The following is a 17609-nucleotide window of genomic DNA, read 5'->3' as shown; positions in this document are numbered from 1 at the left end:
GTCAGTTACTGTCGCTCACGACTTCGATAGCCTCCAGTGAGAACTGCACCGTATCGGGGTCGATATCGCTCTCTCGCAGGTCGGCTGGGTCGTACCACTCCCACACTTCGGGGTCGGCCTCGCCCGGTGCCGGGTCGATGTCGCGGGAGTCCACGCGTGCGTAGTAAATGTGGTCGATGTGCTGGTGGCCGACCGTGCCGTCGTCGTGGACGTTGATGTCGTAGAGCATCTGCTGGCGGGGCTGGGGAAGCACCTCGCCGGCTGGTGCGGGAACGGAGTCGGTGTCGTCGACGAGTTCCGGGTCGAGTCCTGTCTCCTCACGAACTTCGCGGAGGCCCGCTTCGTGCGGGAGTTCGTCGCGGTCGACGTGGCCACCCGGCGGGATACGGATGCCGAGGCGTTCGTGTCGGTGGAGAGCCACAGCACCGTCGTTGACGATGTAGACTGTCGCCGTGAAGTGTCGCGTCGTCTCCATAGCCAACGCTCTGGGGGAGGGAGTATCGGTGTTGCGAAAGAGACGTCTCGTGGTGCGAAAAGACCGACCCCGTCAGGGCATCTGAATCTGCTCTTCTGCTTCGAGCAGTTCGTGGTAGCGGTTCCGAATCGTGACTTCGGAGATGTTCGCTACGTCGGAGACCTCGTTTTGCGTCACCTTGTCGTTGGTGAGCAGCGAGGCGGCGTAGACGGCGGCGGCAGCGAGGCCGACCGGCGACTTGCCTGAGTGGACGCCCTGCTTTTTGGCGGTCTTCAAGAGCTGCCGTGCGCGTCGTTCAGACTCGTCCGAGAGGTCGAGGTCGCTCGCGAACCGGGGAACGTACTGCTCGGGGTCCGCCGGCTGAATCTCGAGTTTGAGTTCGCGGACGACGTAGCGATACGTTCGCGCGATTTCGTCTTTCTCGACGCGCGAGACGTTCGTAATCTCGTCGAGCGAGCGGGGTGTGCCGGCCATTCGGGCCGCGGCGTAGAGCGACGACGTGGCGACACCCTCGATGGACCGTCCGGGGAGCAGGTCGTCGTTGAGGGCACGGCGATAGATGACCGATGCAGTCTCACGGACGTTGTCCGGGAGACCGAGGGCCGACGCCATCCGGTCGATTTCGCCGAGTGCCTGTTTGAGGTTGCGCTCTTTCGAGTCGCGGGTGCGGAATCGCTCGTTCCACGTGCGAAGACGCTGCATCTTCTCTCGTTGTCGTGACGACAGCGAGCGTCCGTAGGCGTCTTTGTTCTGCCACCCGATGTTCGTCGACAGCCCCTTGTCGTGCATCATGTTGGTGGTGGGAGCGCCGACGCGGGACTTCTGGTCTTTCTCCGAAGAGTTGAACGCCCGCCACTCTGGACCGCGGTCTATCTCGTCTTCTTCGACGACGAGACCGCAGTCGTCACAAACCGTCTCGCCGTGTTCCGTGTCGGAGACGAGCGTCTCCGAACCGCATTCGGGACACGCGAGCATCTCGTCTTGCTCGCGTTCGGTTTGAGTTTCATCCTGCTTGCGCACGCGCGCGTTATCGGTCGTGAATCGTCTGACACTTCCTGTCATTGTGTGCGAGAGAAGCAACTGGGAACGGTCGTTCTCCGTTTATTCGTATTGAGGCCGGTTACTTATATCTGACGGCGGTCAGACGACGGAATACAGCAGGTTCACGCCGGAATCCCGAACAGGACGAGCGCGACATCGAGACCGGTCGACGGCGATTCGAGAGGGCGCACACCGAAACCCTTACTCCCGGCCTCCGTTACCTCCGATATATGAGCGATACGCCCGTCGACGCCGACGAGGTTCGACACGTCGCCGAGTTGGCACGGGTCGACCTCGACGAGGACGAAGTCGAGGAGTTTGCGACGCAGTTCGCGGACATCCTCGAGTACTTCGACGCCCTCGACGAGGTCCCCGAAGTCGACCGCGAAGACGAACTGGTGAACGTGATGCGCCCCGACGAGGTCCGTGAGGGCCTCACCCAAGAGGAAGCGCTCTCGAACGCCGCAGAGACCGAAGACGGCTACTTCAAAGGTCCACGGGTGTCCTAATGTCGCTGAACGCCTTCATCACGAAAGAGACGGTCGAGAGCGACGAAGACGGCCCACTCAGTGGAAAGACCATCGCCGTCAAGGACAACATCTCGACGAAGGGCCTCCGGACGACGTGTGGCTCTGCGATGCTCGAAGACTACGTCCCGCCGTACGACGCGACTGTCGTCGAACTACTGAAAGACGCCGGAGCGACCATCGTCGGCAAGGCCAACATGGACGAGTTCGGGATGGGGACGACCACCGAAACGTCGGCGTTCGGCCCGACGAAGAACCCCGTGGACGAATCGCGTGTCCCCGGTGGCTCCTCCGGTGGCTCTGCCGCCGCCGTCGCCGCCGGTGAGGCCGACCTCGCACTCGGGTCCGACACTGGTGGCTCGATTCGCTGTCCCGCCGCGTTCTGTGGCGTCGTCGGTATCAAGCCGACCTACGGCCTCGTCTCGCGCTACGGCCTCGTCGCCTACGCGAACTCGCTGGAACAAATCGGCCCAATCGCGCCAACTGTCGAAGAAGCAGCAGGTCTACTCGACGTCATCGCCGGTCCCGACGAGCGCGACGGCACGACCCACGACGAAGGTGCCGACTCCGACTACGCCTCGGCCGCAACCGGTGACGTGGACGGACTCACGATCGGTGTCCCGACCGAACTCGTCGAGGGTGCTGACGAGGGCGTCAAAGAGGCCTTCTGGGCCGCCCTCGACGAACTCGAAGCACAGGGTGCAGAGTACCACGAAGTGAGCATGCCCTCGGTCGAGAAGGCTGTCGCCGCGTACTACGTCATCGCGATGTCCGAAGCTTCCTCGAACCTCGCGCGCTTCGACGGCGTCCGCTACGGCAAGTCCGGTGGCTACGAGGGCAACTGGAACGACGCCTTCGCCCGCGCTCGTGAGGAAGGCTTCGGCCCAGAAGTCAAGCGTCGTATCCTCCTCGGAACGTACGCCCTCTCGGCTGGCTACCACGACAAGTACTACGCGAAAGCGCAGGACGCCCGCGCGTGGGTCAAACAGGACTTCGATGCCGCGTTCGAGGACGTCGACGTTCTCGCCTCGCCGACGATGCCTGTCCCGCCGTTCAAACTCGGTGAGAGCCTCGACGACCCGCTCCAGATGTACCTCGCCGACGCGAACACCGTCCCGGTGAACCTCGCGAACCTCCCCGCAATCTCCGTACCGGCGGGCGAGACGGATGGCCTCCCGGTCGGTCTCCAACTCATCGGTCCGAAGTTCGACGAAGAGACCATCATCCGCGCGGCATCGGCCGTCGAGAACTAATTCTCAGAAGCGGGGTTGCCCCCTCAGTTCGCTGCTTCGACCGTCGTCTCGGTCGATACTCTCCCGTCGCGCCAGACTAGGTGAAACTGTACTGGTCTTGGTTCGGTGCCACCGTCCAGCGACAGGGTGTACGACTGTTCCCACGTCGTTGACTCGCCCGGCGCGAGTTCGAGTTCGACACGTTCGACTGGCGTATAGGCGACGAGCGGCCCGGTTCGATTGAGCGCGCCGACGAACGTTCCGTCTGCCGACCCGACGTTCTCGATTGTCGCCGAAATCGACATCTCAGACAGACTCTCGACTGTCTCCGGAGCGGTCACGTCGCTGACGGCGAAGTCTGTCGGTGGGCGAGAGAGTTTCTCGCCAACGTTCGCACCGAATGTGAACTGTCCACCGGGGCCACGGAACACCACCTCAGATGTTTCGAGTGGCTTTGGAACGCGAAAGGCGAGGTAGCCAGACGAGGCTGTACTGTCTTCGTGTCCACGAGACCCGTAGGCGTATCCACGACTCCACAGGCGACCGTACGCCGGCAAGTCGTCGGGCGGAATCGCCGAGAAGTCCTGGTCGTCGGTAGCCAGCGTGAACTCCTCGACTGGCGGACTCGACTCGCCATCGACGAGGATGGTGACGAGGACGAACTGCTCGTCTCTGTCGCCAACGGTCCCAATCGAATCCGGAGAATTGAGGCCGACGAGTTCCGGGGTGACCTGAACGTTCGAGACGGTCACGTCGGCGGGTTCGGTCGTGGTCGGACGAGTCGTCTGCGTCGGCGGGTCGGTCGTGTCGGCGTCGTCGCTGGTCGAGGGCGGGTCAGAGAGACACCCAGAAAGGAGGGCAAGCGTGCTCCCACCGAGGCCGAGAATCTCTCGGCGTGTGCGAGTGGAGGGCGACATCGTTCACACACCATCCGCGGCCCGTGATAAGCTTTCAGGACAGTGACAGTCGGAGAAGGGAGGGCTACCCTCTGAACAGATTCATCACTTCGTCCGCCACGTTCGACTCGACGGCGAGGACGTAGCGGTGGCCCGGTTCGAGTACTGTGTCGGGACCGCCGAGTCTGTCGCCTCGGTAGTCGACGATGATGAGACTCCCACGCGGAAGCCGGACTTCGTCGAGTCGCTTGCCGGCGACTGGTGCGTCGTCGGCGACTTCGACTTCGACGACTTCGACGTTGCCGCCGATGTCTTCGATGGTTCGGACGCCGCCGTTTGCGATTTCGTTCGTCGCGGCCCGTGCGCCCAGTCGCTCGGGGAAGACGAGGCCATCGACGAACTCTTCGTACAGTTCGTCGGCCGTCTCACTGATGCGCATCACGGTTCGGATATCGGACATCCGCTGTGCCGCCATGCAGATGGCGAAGTTGGTCGTCTCGTCGTCCGTCAGTGCCGCGATGACGTCGCTCCGTTCGGGCTGGGCCTGTCTGAGCGTCGCTGGCCGTGAGGCATCGCCTTCGATTATCGTGGCGATGTAGCGGTCGGCTAGTTCGTCACAGCGGTCGGGGTCGGATTCGACGATGACGACGTCGTGGCCGCGGTCGTCGAGGAGTTCGGCCGTCCGAACGCCCATCTCCCCGCCGCCGGCGACGATGACGCGTAAATCGTGTGTCACTGATTCACTCATTGGTGTGTATTGGGATGGCTGTGTAGTAGTCGTCTCGGTGAGGTGTTCGGTCGTTCAGTGCAGTATCTGTCTCTAGTCGCGTCCATACGTGGCTCAGTCGTCGGTCTGTTCGGCGGTCTGAATCGGCTCTGGCTCTTGAATCTCCGGCGGCCCAGACGGGCCGATGTCTCCCCGTCTCGACAAGAGGAGGTAGACACCGCCGCCGAACAACAACCAGCCGATGGCCAGTATCCACGTGAACGGGTCGATGAACAACCCGAGAAGCACGTTACAGGCGATGCCGAGAATCGGCGTGAGCGGATAGAACGGAACCTCGAAGGGTCGCTGGAGGTCGGGTTGTCGCCGCCGGAGTCGAATCAACGCGTAGTTGACGATGATGAACCCGAGCAGCGAGAACAGACTCGCCAGATTCCCGACGATGCGGATCGGCACGACGACGACGGCGATGAGCATCACGACTGCGGAGACCAAGATTGCGGCCAGCGGCGTCCCGTATCGGTAGTGGAACCGACCGAGTCGAGCGGGCAACTGACGCTCACGGCCCATCGCGAACGCCACGCGTGAGGAACCGATGACGACGGCGTTGAGTGCCGAGATGGTCGAGAACACGGCACCGAAGGCGATGAGTGCCGCCCCGCTTCCGATGATGGGGAACGCCGGCATGAAGCCCTCTGCTGCCTGTGCGATGGCCGTCTCGCCCGCCCCAGCGAGTGCGTCGGCACCGAGCGTCCCGATGGCGACGAAGACGACGAGGAGGTAGACGACGACGGTGACGAGCACCGACAAGAGGATGGCCCGCGGGATGTTCACCTGCGGGTTTTCGACCTCTTCGGTGACCGTCGCGATGAGGTCGTACCCCTGGAACGCGATGAACGTCAGGCCCATCGCGGGGAGCAGTGACAGTGGTCCCTCGGTGAAAAACGGGTCGAACTCGCCGACGTCTGCAGCGGTGAGTCCGAACGCGACGAACACGCCGAGGATGGCGATTTTGACGAGCGTGATAGCCGTCTCACCACGTCCCGACGCCTCCGTCGAGAGGGCGTTGAGCGCGACGAGCGTCACGACGGCCCCAAGTGCGTACAACACTGGTTGGCCGGGGAGTGTGACACCGTAGATGTGGCCGAACTCGAGGAAGTTCGAGGCGAATCCGAGTGCGTACAGCGACCCGGCAATCATGTACGTGAACCAGCGCGTCCATCCCATGACGAACGCGACCGGTGCGGAGAACACCTCGCGGACGTAGGCGTACCCACCGCCGTTTCGCGGAATCGCGGACGCTAACTCGGCGTACGACAGCGCTGTGAACGTCGTGACGCCGCCGTTGAGAGCGAACGCCAAGAGCGCTGCTGGTCCAGAGATATCGACAGCGAGGCCGGTCAGCACGAAGATACCAGCACCAATCATCGCGCCGATGCCGACCATCGTGGCGTCCAGCAGACTCAGGCTCACCGAGGGTTCACGCCCACCGGGATGACTCACGCCGCACCTCTCTCGACACCAATCAGTTGTCGAGTTACCATGGGAATGTAACTGAGAGAACAATAGCGTCCCTGATAAATGCCGGGGCAGAATCTCGACAACTGACGGACCGTCAGGGCGAGTGAACACGGAGTGGGCCATCACCTACCTAAGGAATCATATGGTTGCTACTTTTTGTGAGAGGTGAACACGAGGATGAACGCGAACTTCAAAACGGTCGTCGACTACCGGACGAGTCTGGGGTTTCTCGGCTCTGTACTCAAGTACATGGCACTCCCGCCGCTGTTGCCCATCGCTGTCGCCCTCTACTACGGTGAGAGTCCAGTCCCGTTTCTCGTCGCCATGGCCGTGATGTTAGTCGTCGGGGTCGGCCTCGAACGACTCCGAACAGACCCTAACCTCGGGCACCGCGAGGCGTTCTTGTTGGTGAGTCTGACGTGGCTCGCCATCCCGCTCGTCGGGATGATTCCGTATCTCGTCGCCGGCCAGGGGACTGTCGCGCACCCGGTCAACGCACTGTTCGAGAGCATGAGCGGATTTACGACGACGGGAGCGACAGTCCTCGGAGACATCTCGTTCGACACGCACACCCGGTCGATTATGATGTGGCGGCAGGTCACCCAGTGGCTCGGCGGCATGGGTATCATCGTCCTCATGGTGGCGATTCTCCCCGAACTCTCGGTCGGTGGTGCGCAGGTCATCGACCAGGAAGCACCGGGGCTGTCGATAGAGAAACTGACACCCCGGATTCGGGATACGGCGCGTGCGCTCTGGCAGATTTACGCTGGATTCACCGTCGCTGCTGTCCTCGTGTACTACGGTCTGCACCTCGCCGGCGTGGCACCGAACATGGACTTCTACAACGCCGTCGCGCACGCGCTGACGACGCTTCCGACTGGCGGGTTCTCGCCGGAAGCACGGAGTGTCGAAGCCTTCTCACCGGCGATACAGTGGGCGATTACCTTCTTCATGATCGTCGCAGGGACGAACTTCGCACTCTTTTGGTACGTCCTCGCGGGCGAACCCGAACAGTTGACGAAAAACGCGGAGTTCCGGACGTATCTCTTGTTGATGGGTGCGGTGAGTGTGATTCTCGCTGCGTTGTTGTTCACTGGTCTCGGACTCGACGCGGTCCCGAACATCGACCCGATTCCGGGGAACGCCGAGCACTCGGTCCGGCAGGCCGTCTTTCAGACGGTGGCAATCGTGACGACCACTGGGTACGCCAGTATGGACTTCAACACGTGGGACCAGTCGGCGCAGGTCGTACTCCTCTTGGCGATGTTCCTCGGTGGCTCTGCCGGGTCTGCTGCAGGGTCGGTCAAGATAATCCGGTGGTACCTCATCGAGAAAGCGACCGTTCGCGAACTGTTCACCTCGGTTCATCCCGACGCGGTGCGACCGGTCCGACTCGCCGACGAAATCATCGACGAATCGACGATTCGCGGGTTGTTCGTCTTCACGATGGCGTTCCTCGCCATCTTCGCCGTCTCGACGGTTCTCCTCTATCTGGATAGCCTGCGAATCGGCCTCGAACTCTCCGGTATCGAAGCAGTCGGCATCGCCATTGCGACACTCGGCAACATCGGGCCGGGTGTCGGCATCGCCGGACCGATGAACAACTTTCTGCCGTTCTCTGATGCGGCAAAGCTCTACATGGTCTTCTTGATGTGGATTGGCCGACTGGAGATTCTCTCGGTGCTTATCATCTTCACGCCATCGTACTGGCGGGCGTAACACCGACCCTCACCCGCCTCACCCCTGCGCAGTTCGTCAGATTGCAGCGATTACCTCTTCAGCGACGTCCGAATCGACGAGAAGGACGACGTGGTCACCGGCCTCGATGACGGTATCGCCCCGCGGTGAGACGAGTGTTCTCTCTCTGGCGATTGCTCCGACGACGACACCGTCCGGGAGTGCGGGTATCGACTCACGAATCGGCACTCCCACGAGTGAGTTGTCTTCGCCGATTTCGACCTCGATAACTTCGGCCCGGTCGTCTTCGATGAACGTCAGTTTCTCAGTCGTCTCCTCTCGCGTGATTCGCGTTATCTCTTCGGCGGTCACGGTTCGCGGGTTGACTGCAACGTCGACGCCCACTGCCTCGAATACGTCGCGGTACTCACCCGTCTCGACGACTGCAATCGTCTGGTTGACACCGAGTCTTTTTGCGAGCAGAGAGACGAGCAGGTTCTCCTGGTCGCTTTCGAGCGCCGCGACGACGGCGTCTGCGCTCCCGAAGTTCTCTCGTTCCAGCGCGTCGGTGTCGGTCGCGTCGAACTGCAAGACGAGCGTCTCCGGGAGCTTCTCGGCGAGTTCGCGGGCGCGCTCTGGGTCTTCTTCGATGAGGCGGAGTTTGATTCCCCGCTCTTGTAGCAATCGGGCAGTCTGGTAACCGATTTCACCGCCACCGATGACGAAGACGCTCTCGGTACCGACCGACGCGGCAGACGGTGACGCGGTGAGTGCGAACTCGTGGACGCGCTCACGTGGGCCGATGACCACGATGCGGTCGTCTGCGGCGAGCCTGCTGTCGCCGCGAGGGAACTCGACGCCGTCGTCTCGGAGAATCGCGGCGAACGTGAGTAGTTCGAACTGGTCGGCATCGCGAATCGTCTTCCCGACGAGCGGGCTTTCCGGGGCGATTTCGAACTCGGCCATCTGGACGAGTCCGTTTGCGAACCACTCGGCATCGACCGCCGCGGGGAGGCCGATAATCTGGACGATGTCTTCGGCAGTGAGCAGATTCGAGCAGACCATGAAGTCGACGCCGAACGCACTGGACTTCCGCTCCCACGTCCGGAGAAATCCGACCTGCTTGACTCGTGCGATGGTGAAGGCGTCTCCGAGAACCTTCGACGTTCCACAGGTTGCGAGATTCGTCTCGTCGTGGTCGGTGCTTGCGATGAGGAGGTCCGCCTCTCCCACGCCCGCCTCTTCTAACGTCTCGATAGACGCGCCATCACCCGTTATCGCGAGCACGTCGAGTGAGTAGTTCAACTCCTCGACGCGGTCGGAATCGACATCGACGACGACCACGTCGTGTGAATCTGCGAGGCTCGACGCGATGTTCGAACCGACTTCTCCCGCACCGATGATAACTACGCGCACCGGTGACTCCCTCGTGTCCGTTCCATACCGCACGTCCGTTCCATACTCTGACGTGACGTAGCACTCCCATCAACATTTGTGCTCCGTCGACGGGAGTTGCCGTCGAACGGTCGGCGCCTCTCGTGAACCTCGCCGGTCCCGAATTCACCTATGCGGACGCGCTGTTCGAAGTGGCGAGCGCACAGGGCAGCGTCGGCCGTCTCGAAATCATCCCGCTGCTGGTGTTCTTCCGGTCGATTCTCTACGGAATGAACCCGTGAAGTCAGACCTCATGTTCCGTCTTGACGGGTGGATTCGGTGGTACTGTTGAACTGGACATTCAGACCGAAATAGAGAGGGTGTATTCAGCACCGTCGGTCTGGAAGCGCTCGACGTTCTTCTGTGGTCGAGGCGTTGGTGTGGCCTTCGAGGAAGGTCGAAGGCCTAGTTGGGCGGTTCATCTGTTCGCGCCCCGTCGAACAGTACGTCTCATGGAGACGTGCTCTTCTGTCCTACCAATTGGGTCGTAACGACCCACCGACGGGTGCCGTAATAGAAGAGCGCGACGAGGAAGCCAATCACGAGGTCCTCGACCAACGTTTCGAGGGCGAAACCGGGGAATATGGCCCCCGGAATACCGACTGAAACTGCTAGGTACGAGAGGACGAACGCGTCCAACGCAATCCAGATGAGCACCCCGTAGGCGAGGCCTATCAGGATTAGCATCCGCAATTCACTGGCGTACTGACTAAGGGACGGAGTCGAGAGCGCCGCCGCGAAGACGATCATGATGACGAAGACCATGACCAGGTGAAAGAGCCACCCACCGAGTACCGTCGGCATCCCGATGAGTGCCCCTATCTCCGGCATATCACCGCTCGCCCAGAATAGGGCGCCGGATACGATTCCGAAGATTGCCCCCGCAACCACGCCCACCTTGAGCCATTCACTCTCCACGGATGGAGCCGGCTGAGCTTGTGTATCTGTACTCATGGTACCCACAGTTACTCTACGACTCAAACCGGCTTAAAAATCATTATAATTGACAATGAATAAGATTGTCAATGTATGTCACAGTATGGTGGGCAGGCAGAGCTCGTTGGCAGTTTCGACACTCGCACACCTGTGAGAGAGAGTACAGCTAAAAGCGCATCCTCATGCTAAATACGCGCCCTGTATTCAGCACGCCTTCGACACCCCGTGACAGAACGAGAGTTTCGCCACCGAACCGTTCGTGTCGCCTATCGCCGCCAGTACTCCGGCGTGAACAGGACGAACACGGGGAGAATCTCCAACCGGCCCATCCACATCAGGAGGACCATGTACAGCTTCGAACTGTTCGAGAAGTCGAGATAGCTTCCCATCGGGCCGACGACGCCGAACCCCGGTCCGACGTTCCCGAGCGTCGCGGCGACGGCGCTCATCGACTCCAGCACGCTCAGATTGAGGTCGATGCGGGCCGCATCGAGGTGGAGCAGGCCAGTCGAGATGAAGAACATCACGAGGTACAGGAGCGTGAACGCGTAGATACCGCGGATGGCGCGTTCGTCGACGGCGCGGCCGGCGAGTCTGACCGGACGAATCGCTTCTGGGTGCGCCGTGGTGAACAACTCCCGGCGGAGTGATTTCAGGATGACGTACCACCGGACGATTTTGATGGCCCCACCGGTCGACCCGGCCGAGCCCCCGATGAACATCGCAAACAGGAGCACGTACTGGGCCGTCGAACTCCACGCATTGAAGTCCGTACTCGCATACCCGGTGGTGGTGATGATAGAGACCACCTGGAAGAGCGACTGGCGAAGCGATGGCTCGACGTTTCCGATGATGGCCGTCCGCACGGTTTCGAGGTAGAACTGGTCGTACGTCTCTCCAACCGGCGCGACGGACACGAGACCGTCGCCGACGAAGAGCACCGCCGCGAGAATCGCCGAGATGACGCCGATGATGCCGAGGTACGATTTGAACTCTGTGTCGCGGAAGAGGCGCTTCGGCTCTCCCGTCAACACGTGCCAGAAGAGGGCGAAGTTGGTCCCGGCGGCAATCATGAACGGGATGATGACCCACTGTGCGGCCGCAGAGAACGCTTCGATACTTCGTGCCTCGGGCGAGAACCCGCCGGTCGGCATCGTGGTCAGCCCGTGTGCGATGGCGTTGTACACGTCCATGTTCGGCGCGTTACCGGTGACGTGGAGTCCGTAGAGCAGGACGATTTCGAGGACGGTGAGGCCGAGGTACGCACCCCACAGTGCGCGCGCCGTCTCGGCGATGCGCGGGGTGAGTTTCTCGATGCCGGGGCCCGGTGCCTCGGCGTCCATCAGTTGGGCGCCACCGACCGACAGTTCCGGGAGAATCGCAACCGCGAGGACGACGATACCCATCCCACCGAGCCACTGGGTCAGTTGCCGCCACATCATGATGCTGCGAGTGTGTGTCTCGAACGAGATGTCGCCGAGAACCGTCGCTCCCGTCGTCGTAAACCCACTCATCGTCTCGAACAGCGCGTTCGCTGGGTTACCGAGCGTCGATTCGGGGTGGACGGCCGGTGCCACGAAGGGAACGCCGTGTGCCTCGATGAGGAACGGGATCGCACCGACGAGCGTCACCGCGAACCACGTCGTCGCGACCATCAAGAAGCCTTCTCGCGCGCCGATGTCGGGTTCTTCCGCGAGGCGTTCGAGCCCCATTCCCACGAGGACGGTGACGGCCATCGTGAGAACGAACGGAAGCACCGACTCACCGTAGTACAGCGCGACGACGAGGGGGAAACAAAGCGGGACTGCGAGATACTTCAGGACCGTCCCCACGAGACGAAGGCTGGCTTTGTAATCGACGCGCAGTTTCATTCGTGGACGAACGTACTGGACGGAGGGTTCTTCCCTGTTCGGGTTCGCACCCGACTACGAGACCATGTGACGTGGTGACTGTGCGTGTGGCGAAGTCGCGTCCAGAAACAACACCTCAGACGTTACAGTTTGGGGGCCACGTCGCCGACGACAGACCCATCCACGAAGACGACGACGTGGTCGCCCGGTTCGATGACCGTGTTCCCACGCGGCGTGATGAACTCACGTCGGCGTGTAATCGCGCCGATGACGACGCCCTCTGGGAGCGCGGCAACCGACTCCCGAATCGGTTTCCCGGCGAGGGTGCTGTTCTCGTCGACTTCGATTTCGAGGACTTCTGCCTTGTCGGACTCGATGAGTGCGACGTTCTCCGCACCACCCTCGCGGGTAAAGCGCGTAATCTCTTCGGCGACGACCTCGCGCGGGCTCACGCCCACGTCGACGCCGACGGCTTCGAACAGGTCGACGTACGGGGTGGTGTCGATGACGGCGACGGTCCGTTCGACTCCGAGCCGTGCCGCGAGAAGGGAGACGAGGAGGTTCTTCTCGTCAGAGTCGAGCGCGGAGACGAGCATGTCGGCATCGCCGATGTACTCCCGTTCGAGGAAGTCGATGTCGGTCGCGTCGCTCTCCATGACGATTGTCCCGGGCAGTTGCTCGGCGAGTTCGCGGGCGCGGTCGGGGTCCTGTTCGAGGAGGCGTGGTTTGAACCCGCGTTCTTCCAGCAGTCGAGCAACGTGGTAGCCGATTTCGCTGCCGCCGACGATGACGACTTCCTCGGCCGTTCCTGCAGACTCGTCCGGTGAGAGCGTCGTCGCGAACCCTTGGACGCTCTGGGGACTTCCGATGACGACGACGCGGTCACCCGGGCGGATGACGGTGTCACCGCGGGGAATCGTCACGGCGCCTTCGCGAAGAATCGCGGCGAACGTCAGCGAGTCGAAGCGGTCTGCCTCGCTGACCGTCTGGTTGGCGACGGGGCTCTCGTCTTCGACTTCGAACTCGGCCATCTGCACCTGCCCGCCGGCGAATGGGTCGACGTCGCGGGCTGCGGGAAGGCCGACGACTCGAACGATAGACTCTGCGGCGAGCAGATTCGTACAGACCATGAAGTCGATGCCGAACGCCTTCTCGGAGTGTTGCCACGTTCGGAGGTACTCCGTGTTCTTGACGCGAGCGATGGTGAACGCCGAGGAGACGGCCTTGGCCGTCGCGCACACGACGATGTTCGTCTCGTCGTCGTCGGTCGAGGCGATGACCATGTCTGCGCGCTCGATTCCTGCTTCCTGGAGCGTATCGACGGAGGTCCCGTCGCCGTGAATCGCGAGCACGTCGAGCGAGTAGTTCAGTTCGTCGACTCGTTCGGGGTCACAGTCGACGATGACGACTTCGTGAGTGCTGTCCAAGTCGGCGGCAATCGACGACCCAACTTGTCCGGCACCGACGATGATTACGCGCACGCTGGACCAGCCCCTATCATATCTCTGGGTTGGGCCGCGGGTGCGTATGTGCATTTCCCTTCGGTAGCGTCCACGGTGAACGATACCGCACCGCTGGGCTGCACGCTCATCGGCGAGTGTTGGTGTGTATCGTGATATCTACGCGTCGCGGGCGACCCTCGATGTCGGCGACGATTCGTTCGACGATTCGTTCTGCTTCCGTCTGGAGGACGGGTTTCACTCTGTCGATGACCCATCCGAGTGAGACGAAGCGCGGGAGGTCGATGTCACCGGCCGAGACGGTGTCTGGGTCGTACTCTACTTCGAAGTACACACGAGAGGCCGTCTCAGCGTCCGAGGGGGCGTCCTCCGGAAGTTCGTCTAGTTCCTCGACACGCCAACAGCCCACTGCGTGGATATCCTTCGTGATGACCCAGTCGATGCGGTTCGGTGGCGTAACCTCCGTCACCTTCGATTCGGCGGTGTAGTGGAGTTTCCACCACGAGAACATCAGCGCGTATCGGGTTCCTGGAGTCCCGTCGCCGGACTGCCGTACCTCTCGCAAGTGCTTCGAGTAGTTCGCGTACTGTGGGAAGTCGACGAGGAACTCGTAGACCTCCTCAGGAGGCAGGTAGACGACGGTACTGACGGCTATCTCGTCCACGCACAGGCATTCTCCGGGGGAGAACTAAGCCTTGTGGGCCTGTCGCTCGCACCGTTCGGTCCGTTCGCGCGTCATCGGAACCTATAATCTACCGGTGTAAACACCTAGAGACGAGATGGTGGGGGGGACGTTGCGGGACATCAGAGCAGAGATTCGGTCTCTGTCGTGTCCCGACGGCGACTTCGAAGTCGTGTGTGGCCGCAGTGGGACTGCGCCGTCGGCAGTGTCAGGTTTGACGTTCCCCAACCGACACGCTGCCGGAGAGGCCGCAGAACTCGCGACAGAGTATCGGTCCGTGCTTCGTCGATACGACCCCTCTGCCCCGTACATGGACCCACTGGTCCACGAAGTGTCGGAAAAGCCGATGAAACCACTCGCAGTGGAGCCCGGAGAGCGACAGACGCGCTACAGTTCGTTCTGTCACGACATCGCCGGGTTGATGTTCGAGTCGCTCTCGGAGCTGGGGCACAGAGAGGTCGAATCCGCGGCGATGGAGACGTACCTCACGCTGGCCGAAATCGTCGACGACCACGACGACTTCTGTCTCACGATGGTGTGGAGTCTCATGAGCGAGATGGACGTTCGACTGTCGGCGAAAGAGCAGACTGCCGTCGTCGAGCGGGCCGCAGCGATGTGTTCGATGGAACGAACACCGAACCCGGTCGGTGCGACGCTTCGAACCCTCGAATCGGTCAGCTTCATCGACGGCTACTCGGTTCGACCGCTCGCTGTCGACGACACCGACCCTGACGACCCGGACAGTGAGGTTCGGCGCTGGGTGGTTACGTTCGGTGACTACGCCCTCGCAGAACGAACTGGCCGCATCCCGACGCTGCCACTCGCAGTCGACCTGCTCAGGCGGACACCGTCTCGGTCGGTTCAGTTCATCGACGGCGAGGCGTTGTCCGATTCACGGTGGCGACTTCGTCTCCAGATTTCTTCGGAGGGCGACGCAGACGGACTCGTCAGCGTCGACGTGGCGGAGAACCGGTGGCTCAACGACTCGGGCGTCTCACCACAGCAGCAGGACTAATCCAGACGACCGGCTGCTGCCGGCGCGAACCGTACTCGTCCGGCACGAACGACACCGGCCAGAACAACACCGGCCAGAGCGATTCGCAGACCTGCGGCGTCAACCGCGCATCTTTATTCGCCACTTTGCCAAGAGGCCGTATGGACGAGACGAATTCGCGAGACGTGCTCGTCGTCGGTGGCGGTGTCGCAGGACTCACCGCCGCGACGTTCCTCGCTCGCGCCGGCCTCGACACGCTCGTCGTGAACGACAGCGAGTCTATCGTTCGACGGAACGCACACTTAGAGAACGTCCCGGGGTTCCCCGCCGGAGTCAACAGTCGCCTCTTCACCGATTTGCTCGGCGAGCAGGCCGCCCGCGCCGGTGCGGAGACACTGACCGGCCGCGTCGTCGACCTCGACGTGCTCGGGTCTGCCGACGACCCGTCGTTCCGGGTGACGGTCGAAACCAGCGACGGGACGGACGAACTCGTGGCGACGCGTGTCGTCGCCGCCTCGTGGTCTGACGCCTCGTATCTCGAAGACACGGGTGTCGAACTTCGTGCGGCTGGGTCGAAAACCTACGTCGACGTCGACGACCTCGGACGGACGGCCGTCTCGGGAATCTACGCCGCCGGTCGGCTCACCGAAATCTACCACCAGACGGTCGTCGCCGCGGGCGACGCCGCCGAGACGGCAATCACGCTGATTCACGACTCGGGGACGCCCTTCTACAACGACTGGGTCACACCAGAAGGCTACTTCACCGACCGCGGCCGCGAGGTTCCACCGGCGTGTGAAGAAATCGACGCAGACGAGTGGAATCGCCGCCAAGCGGAGTCTCGGGAGGTCATGCAGGAGTTCTTCGGTGAACCCCACCCCGAGCCACAGCGGACCCACCCGAGTCTCGTCGACGACGAACTGGGCAGACTCGACGACTAGCTCCGGACCACCTCCGCAGACGCGAATCCTTTTAACCGATAGCGGGCGCAGTGAGGAGTGAATGCTGGAAGGTGTCAACGTCGCACTCGGGGTGACAGGGAGTATCGCGGCCGTGAAGGTCGTCGAGTTGGCGCACGAACTCCGTCGTCAGGGCGCGTCCGTCCGCGCAGTGATGACCGGTGCCGCAACGGGTATCATCCACCCGTGGGCCGTCGAGTTCGCCACCGAGAACGACGTGGTCACCGAGATAACCGGCCGCGTCGAACACGTCGAACTCTGTGGCCGCGATGGCTGGGCCGACGTGTTCCTCGTCGCGCCGACGACGGCCAACACGGTCGGGAAGATGGCGGCCGCCATCGACGACTCGCCCGTCACGACCTGTGCGACGACTGCACTCGGTGCCGACGTGCCCATCGTCGTCGCCCCCGCGATGCACGAACCAATGTACGACCATCCGGGCGTCTTGGAGGCAATCGAACGGGTCGAATCGTGGGGTGTCGAGTTCGTCGACCCGCGAATCGAAGAGGGGAAAGCCAAGATTGCCACCGAGGACGCCATCGTCACGGGTGTGGCGAAGGCAGTCACCGAGCAGACGCTCGCCGGCAAGTCTGTCGTCGTCACCTCAGGGTCGACGACGGAGTCTATCGACCCTATCCGAACCCTCTCGAATCGCGCGTCGGGGCGGACAGGCCGTGCCGTCGCTCGCGCCCTCGCAATCCGTGGGGCGGACGTGACGCTCGTCCACGACGGCGACGACGTCCACTACGCCGACGTTCGGCAGGTCGAGTCCGCGGCGGAGATGCTCGCTGCCGTCGAAGAGGTCGCCGAAGATGCGGACGCGCTCATCTCCGCGGCAGCAATCTCCGACTTCACCGTCGAGGCTGCCGACCAGAAGATTCGCTCCGGCGAGGCGCTCACGCTGGACTTGCAACCCGCACCGAAACTCATCGACACCGTCCGCGACTCGCATCCGGACCTCACCATCGTCGGGTTCAAAGCCGAGACGAGCGGTGACGACGACTCGATGGTCACCGAGGCGCGCCGCATCATGGACCGCGTCGGCCTCGCGTTCGTCGTCGCCAACGACGCGTCGGTCATGGGTGACGAAACGACCCGCGCACTCGTCGTCCGCAACGGTGACACGAGCGAGTTCGTCGGCTCGAAAGTCGGACTCGGCGCTCGCGTCGCGGACGAACTCGCAAAAGAACTGTAACGGGGA

Annotated in this window: 17 protein-coding genes; 7 read left to right on the top strand and 10 right to left on the bottom strand. The window is 62.3% G+C overall.

Features of this window, described 5'->3' with window-relative positions:
- Position 1: 1 nt before the first annotated feature.
- Positions 2-475: an NUDIX hydrolase gene (locus GJR98_RS12885; RefSeq protein WP_151139054.1), complete on the bottom strand. Its 474-nt coding sequence runs from the start codon at positions 473-475 to the stop codon at positions 2-4.
- Between the two features lie 72 nt (positions 476-547).
- Positions 548-1537, bottom strand: coding sequence for a transcription initiation factor IIB (locus GJR98_RS12880; protein WP_151139053.1), 990 nt, complete (start codon positions 1535-1537; stop codon positions 548-550).
- A 209-nt stretch (positions 1538-1746) separates the two neighbouring features.
- Here GJR98_RS12880 and gatC point away from each other — a divergent pair, with 209 nt between their 5' ends.
- Both gatC and gatA read left to right on the top strand, forming a co-directional pair.
- Complete coding sequence (gene gatC / locus GJR98_RS12875; RefSeq protein WP_151139052.1) at positions 1747-2025, top strand: Asp-tRNA(Asn)/Glu-tRNA(Gln) amidotransferase subunit GatC; 279 nt, start codon at positions 1747-1749, stop codon at positions 2023-2025.
- On the top strand, positions 2025-3296 hold the full coding sequence (gene gatA, locus GJR98_RS12870; protein ID WP_151139051.1) for an Asp-tRNA(Asn)/Glu-tRNA(Gln) amidotransferase subunit GatA: 1272 nt from the start codon (positions 2025-2027) through the stop codon (positions 3294-3296). The genes gatC and gatA overlap by 1 nt, the downstream gene beginning before the upstream one ends.
- Positions 3297-3319: 23 nt before the next feature.
- Here gatA and GJR98_RS12865 read toward each other — a convergent pair whose 3' ends face one another.
- From GJR98_RS12865 to GJR98_RS12855, 3 genes are all read right to left on the bottom strand, one after another.
- Positions 3320-4192 (bottom strand): hypothetical protein, encoded by an 873-nt coding sequence (locus GJR98_RS12865; RefSeq protein ID WP_151139050.1) that lies wholly within the window; start codon positions 4190-4192, stop codon positions 3320-3322.
- A 64-nt stretch (positions 4193-4256) separates the two neighbouring features.
- On the bottom strand, positions 4257-4919 hold the full coding sequence (locus GJR98_RS12860; protein ID WP_151139049.1) for a potassium channel family protein: 663 nt from the start codon (positions 4917-4919) through the stop codon (positions 4257-4259).
- Positions 4920-5012: 93 nt separating this feature from the next.
- On the bottom strand, positions 5013-6368 hold the full coding sequence (locus GJR98_RS12855; RefSeq protein ID WP_225316402.1) for an APC family permease: 1356 nt from the start codon (positions 6366-6368) through the stop codon (positions 5013-5015).
- A gap of 225 nt (positions 6369-6593) precedes the next feature.
- Between GJR98_RS12855 and GJR98_RS12850 the strand changes: the two genes are divergently transcribed.
- On the top strand, positions 6594-8135 hold the full coding sequence (locus GJR98_RS12850) for a TrkH family potassium uptake protein (protein WP_151139047.1): 1542 nt from the start codon (positions 6594-6596) through the stop codon (positions 8133-8135).
- 36 nt (positions 8136-8171) lie between these two features.
- Here the strand turns inward: GJR98_RS12850 and trkA (GJR98_RS12845) are convergent, their stop codons facing one another.
- Positions 8172-9509, bottom strand: a complete 1338-nt coding sequence (gene trkA / locus GJR98_RS12845) for a Trk system potassium transporter TrkA (protein ID WP_151139046.1) — start codon at positions 9507-9509, stop codon at positions 8172-8174.
- A 122-nt stretch (positions 9510-9631) separates the two neighbouring features.
- Between trkA (GJR98_RS12845) and GJR98_RS12840 the strand changes: the two genes are divergently transcribed.
- Complete coding sequence (locus GJR98_RS12840; RefSeq protein ID WP_191965465.1) at positions 9632-9769, top strand: hypothetical protein; 138 nt, start codon at positions 9632-9634, stop codon at positions 9767-9769.
- A gap of 208 nt (positions 9770-9977) precedes the next feature.
- Here the strand turns inward: GJR98_RS12840 and GJR98_RS12835 are convergent, their stop codons facing one another.
- The 4 genes from GJR98_RS12835 to GJR98_RS12820 form a co-directional block, all read right to left on the bottom strand.
- Entirely contained in the window at positions 9978-10481 is a 504-nt protein-coding gene (locus GJR98_RS12835; protein WP_151139045.1) for a hypothetical protein, read from the bottom strand.
- Between the two features lie 248 nt (positions 10482-10729).
- The gene (locus GJR98_RS12830) at positions 10730-12334 is read right to left on the bottom strand and encodes a TrkH family potassium uptake protein (protein ID WP_151139044.1); all 1605 of its coding nucleotides are present in this window, start codon (positions 12332-12334) and stop codon (positions 10730-10732) included.
- 122 nt (positions 12335-12456) lie between these two features.
- A complete protein-coding gene (gene trkA / locus GJR98_RS12825; RefSeq protein ID WP_151139043.1) occupies positions 12457-13794 on the bottom strand; it encodes a Trk system potassium transporter TrkA in 1338 nt (445 codons plus the stop codon).
- Between the two features lie 106 nt (positions 13795-13900).
- Entirely contained in the window at positions 13901-14437 is a 537-nt protein-coding gene (locus GJR98_RS12820; protein ID WP_151139042.1) for an SRPBCC family protein, read from the bottom strand.
- A 115-nt stretch (positions 14438-14552) separates the two neighbouring features.
- On the opposite strand from GJR98_RS12820, the gene GJR98_RS12815 reads away from it, so the two are divergent.
- The 3 genes from GJR98_RS12815 to coaBC all read left to right on the top strand — a co-directional run bounded on the left by GJR98_RS12815 (position 14553) and on the right by coaBC (position 17603).
- The gene (locus tag GJR98_RS12815; protein WP_151139041.1) at positions 14553-15470 is read left to right on the top strand and encodes a DUF7551 domain-containing protein; all 918 of its coding nucleotides are present in this window, start codon (positions 14553-14555) and stop codon (positions 15468-15470) included.
- A 140-nt stretch (positions 15471-15610) separates the two neighbouring features.
- The gene (locus GJR98_RS12810) at positions 15611-16390 is read left to right on the top strand and encodes an FAD-dependent oxidoreductase (protein ID WP_151139040.1); all 780 of its coding nucleotides are present in this window, start codon (positions 15611-15613) and stop codon (positions 16388-16390) included.
- A gap of 61 nt (positions 16391-16451) precedes the next feature.
- Positions 16452-17603, top strand: coding sequence for a bifunctional phosphopantothenoylcysteine decarboxylase/phosphopantothenate--cysteine ligase CoaBC (coaBC, locus tag GJR98_RS12805; protein WP_151139039.1), 1152 nt, complete (start codon positions 16452-16454; stop codon positions 17601-17603).
- Positions 17604-17609 lie beyond the last annotated feature (6 nt).

This window comes from Haloferax marinisediminis, assembly GCF_009674585.1.
Classification (GTDB): Archaea; Halobacteriota; Halobacteria; order Halobacteriales; family Haloferacaceae; genus Haloferax; species Haloferax marinisediminis.
This window is presented reverse-complemented; position numbering and strand designations above follow the sequence as displayed.

Coding starts and splice junctions, on each gene's coding strand:
- GJR98_RS12830 (WP_151139044.1), bottom strand. CDS start 12,334: ATGAAACTGCGCGTCGATTACAAAGCCAGCCTTCGTCTCGTGGGGACG.
- GJR98_RS12885 (WP_151139054.1), bottom strand. CDS start 475: ATGGAGACGACGCGACACTTCACGGCGACAGTCTACATCGTCAACGAC.
- gatC (WP_151139052.1), top strand. CDS start 1,747: ATGAGCGATACGCCCGTCGACGCCGACGAGGTTCGACACGTCGCCGAG.
- GJR98_RS12865 (WP_151139050.1), bottom strand. CDS start 4,192: ATGTCGCCCTCCACTCGCACACGCCGAGAGATTCTCGGCCTCGGTGGG.
- coaBC (WP_151139039.1), top strand. CDS start 16,452: ATGCTGGAAGGTGTCAACGTCGCACTCGGGGTGACAGGGAGTATCGCG.
- GJR98_RS12860 (WP_151139049.1), bottom strand. CDS start 4,919: ATGAGTGAATCAGTGACACACGATTTACGCGTCATCGTCGCCGGCGGC.
- gatA (WP_151139051.1), top strand. CDS start 2,025: ATGTCGCTGAACGCCTTCATCACGAAAGAGACGGTCGAGAGCGACGAA.
- GJR98_RS12810 (WP_151139040.1), top strand. CDS start 15,611: ATGGACGAGACGAATTCGCGAGACGTGCTCGTCGTCGGTGGCGGTGTC.
- GJR98_RS12835 (WP_151139045.1), bottom strand. CDS start 10,481: ATGAGTACAGATACACAAGCTCAGCCGGCTCCATCCGTGGAGAGTGAA.
- GJR98_RS12880 (WP_151139053.1), bottom strand. CDS start 1,537: ATGACAGGAAGTGTCAGACGATTCACGACCGATAACGCGCGCGTGCGC.
- GJR98_RS12815 (WP_151139041.1), top strand. CDS start 14,553: ATGGTGGGGGGGACGTTGCGGGACATCAGAGCAGAGATTCGGTCTCTG.
- GJR98_RS12850 (WP_151139047.1), top strand. CDS start 6,594: ATGAACGCGAACTTCAAAACGGTCGTCGACTACCGGACGAGTCTGGGG.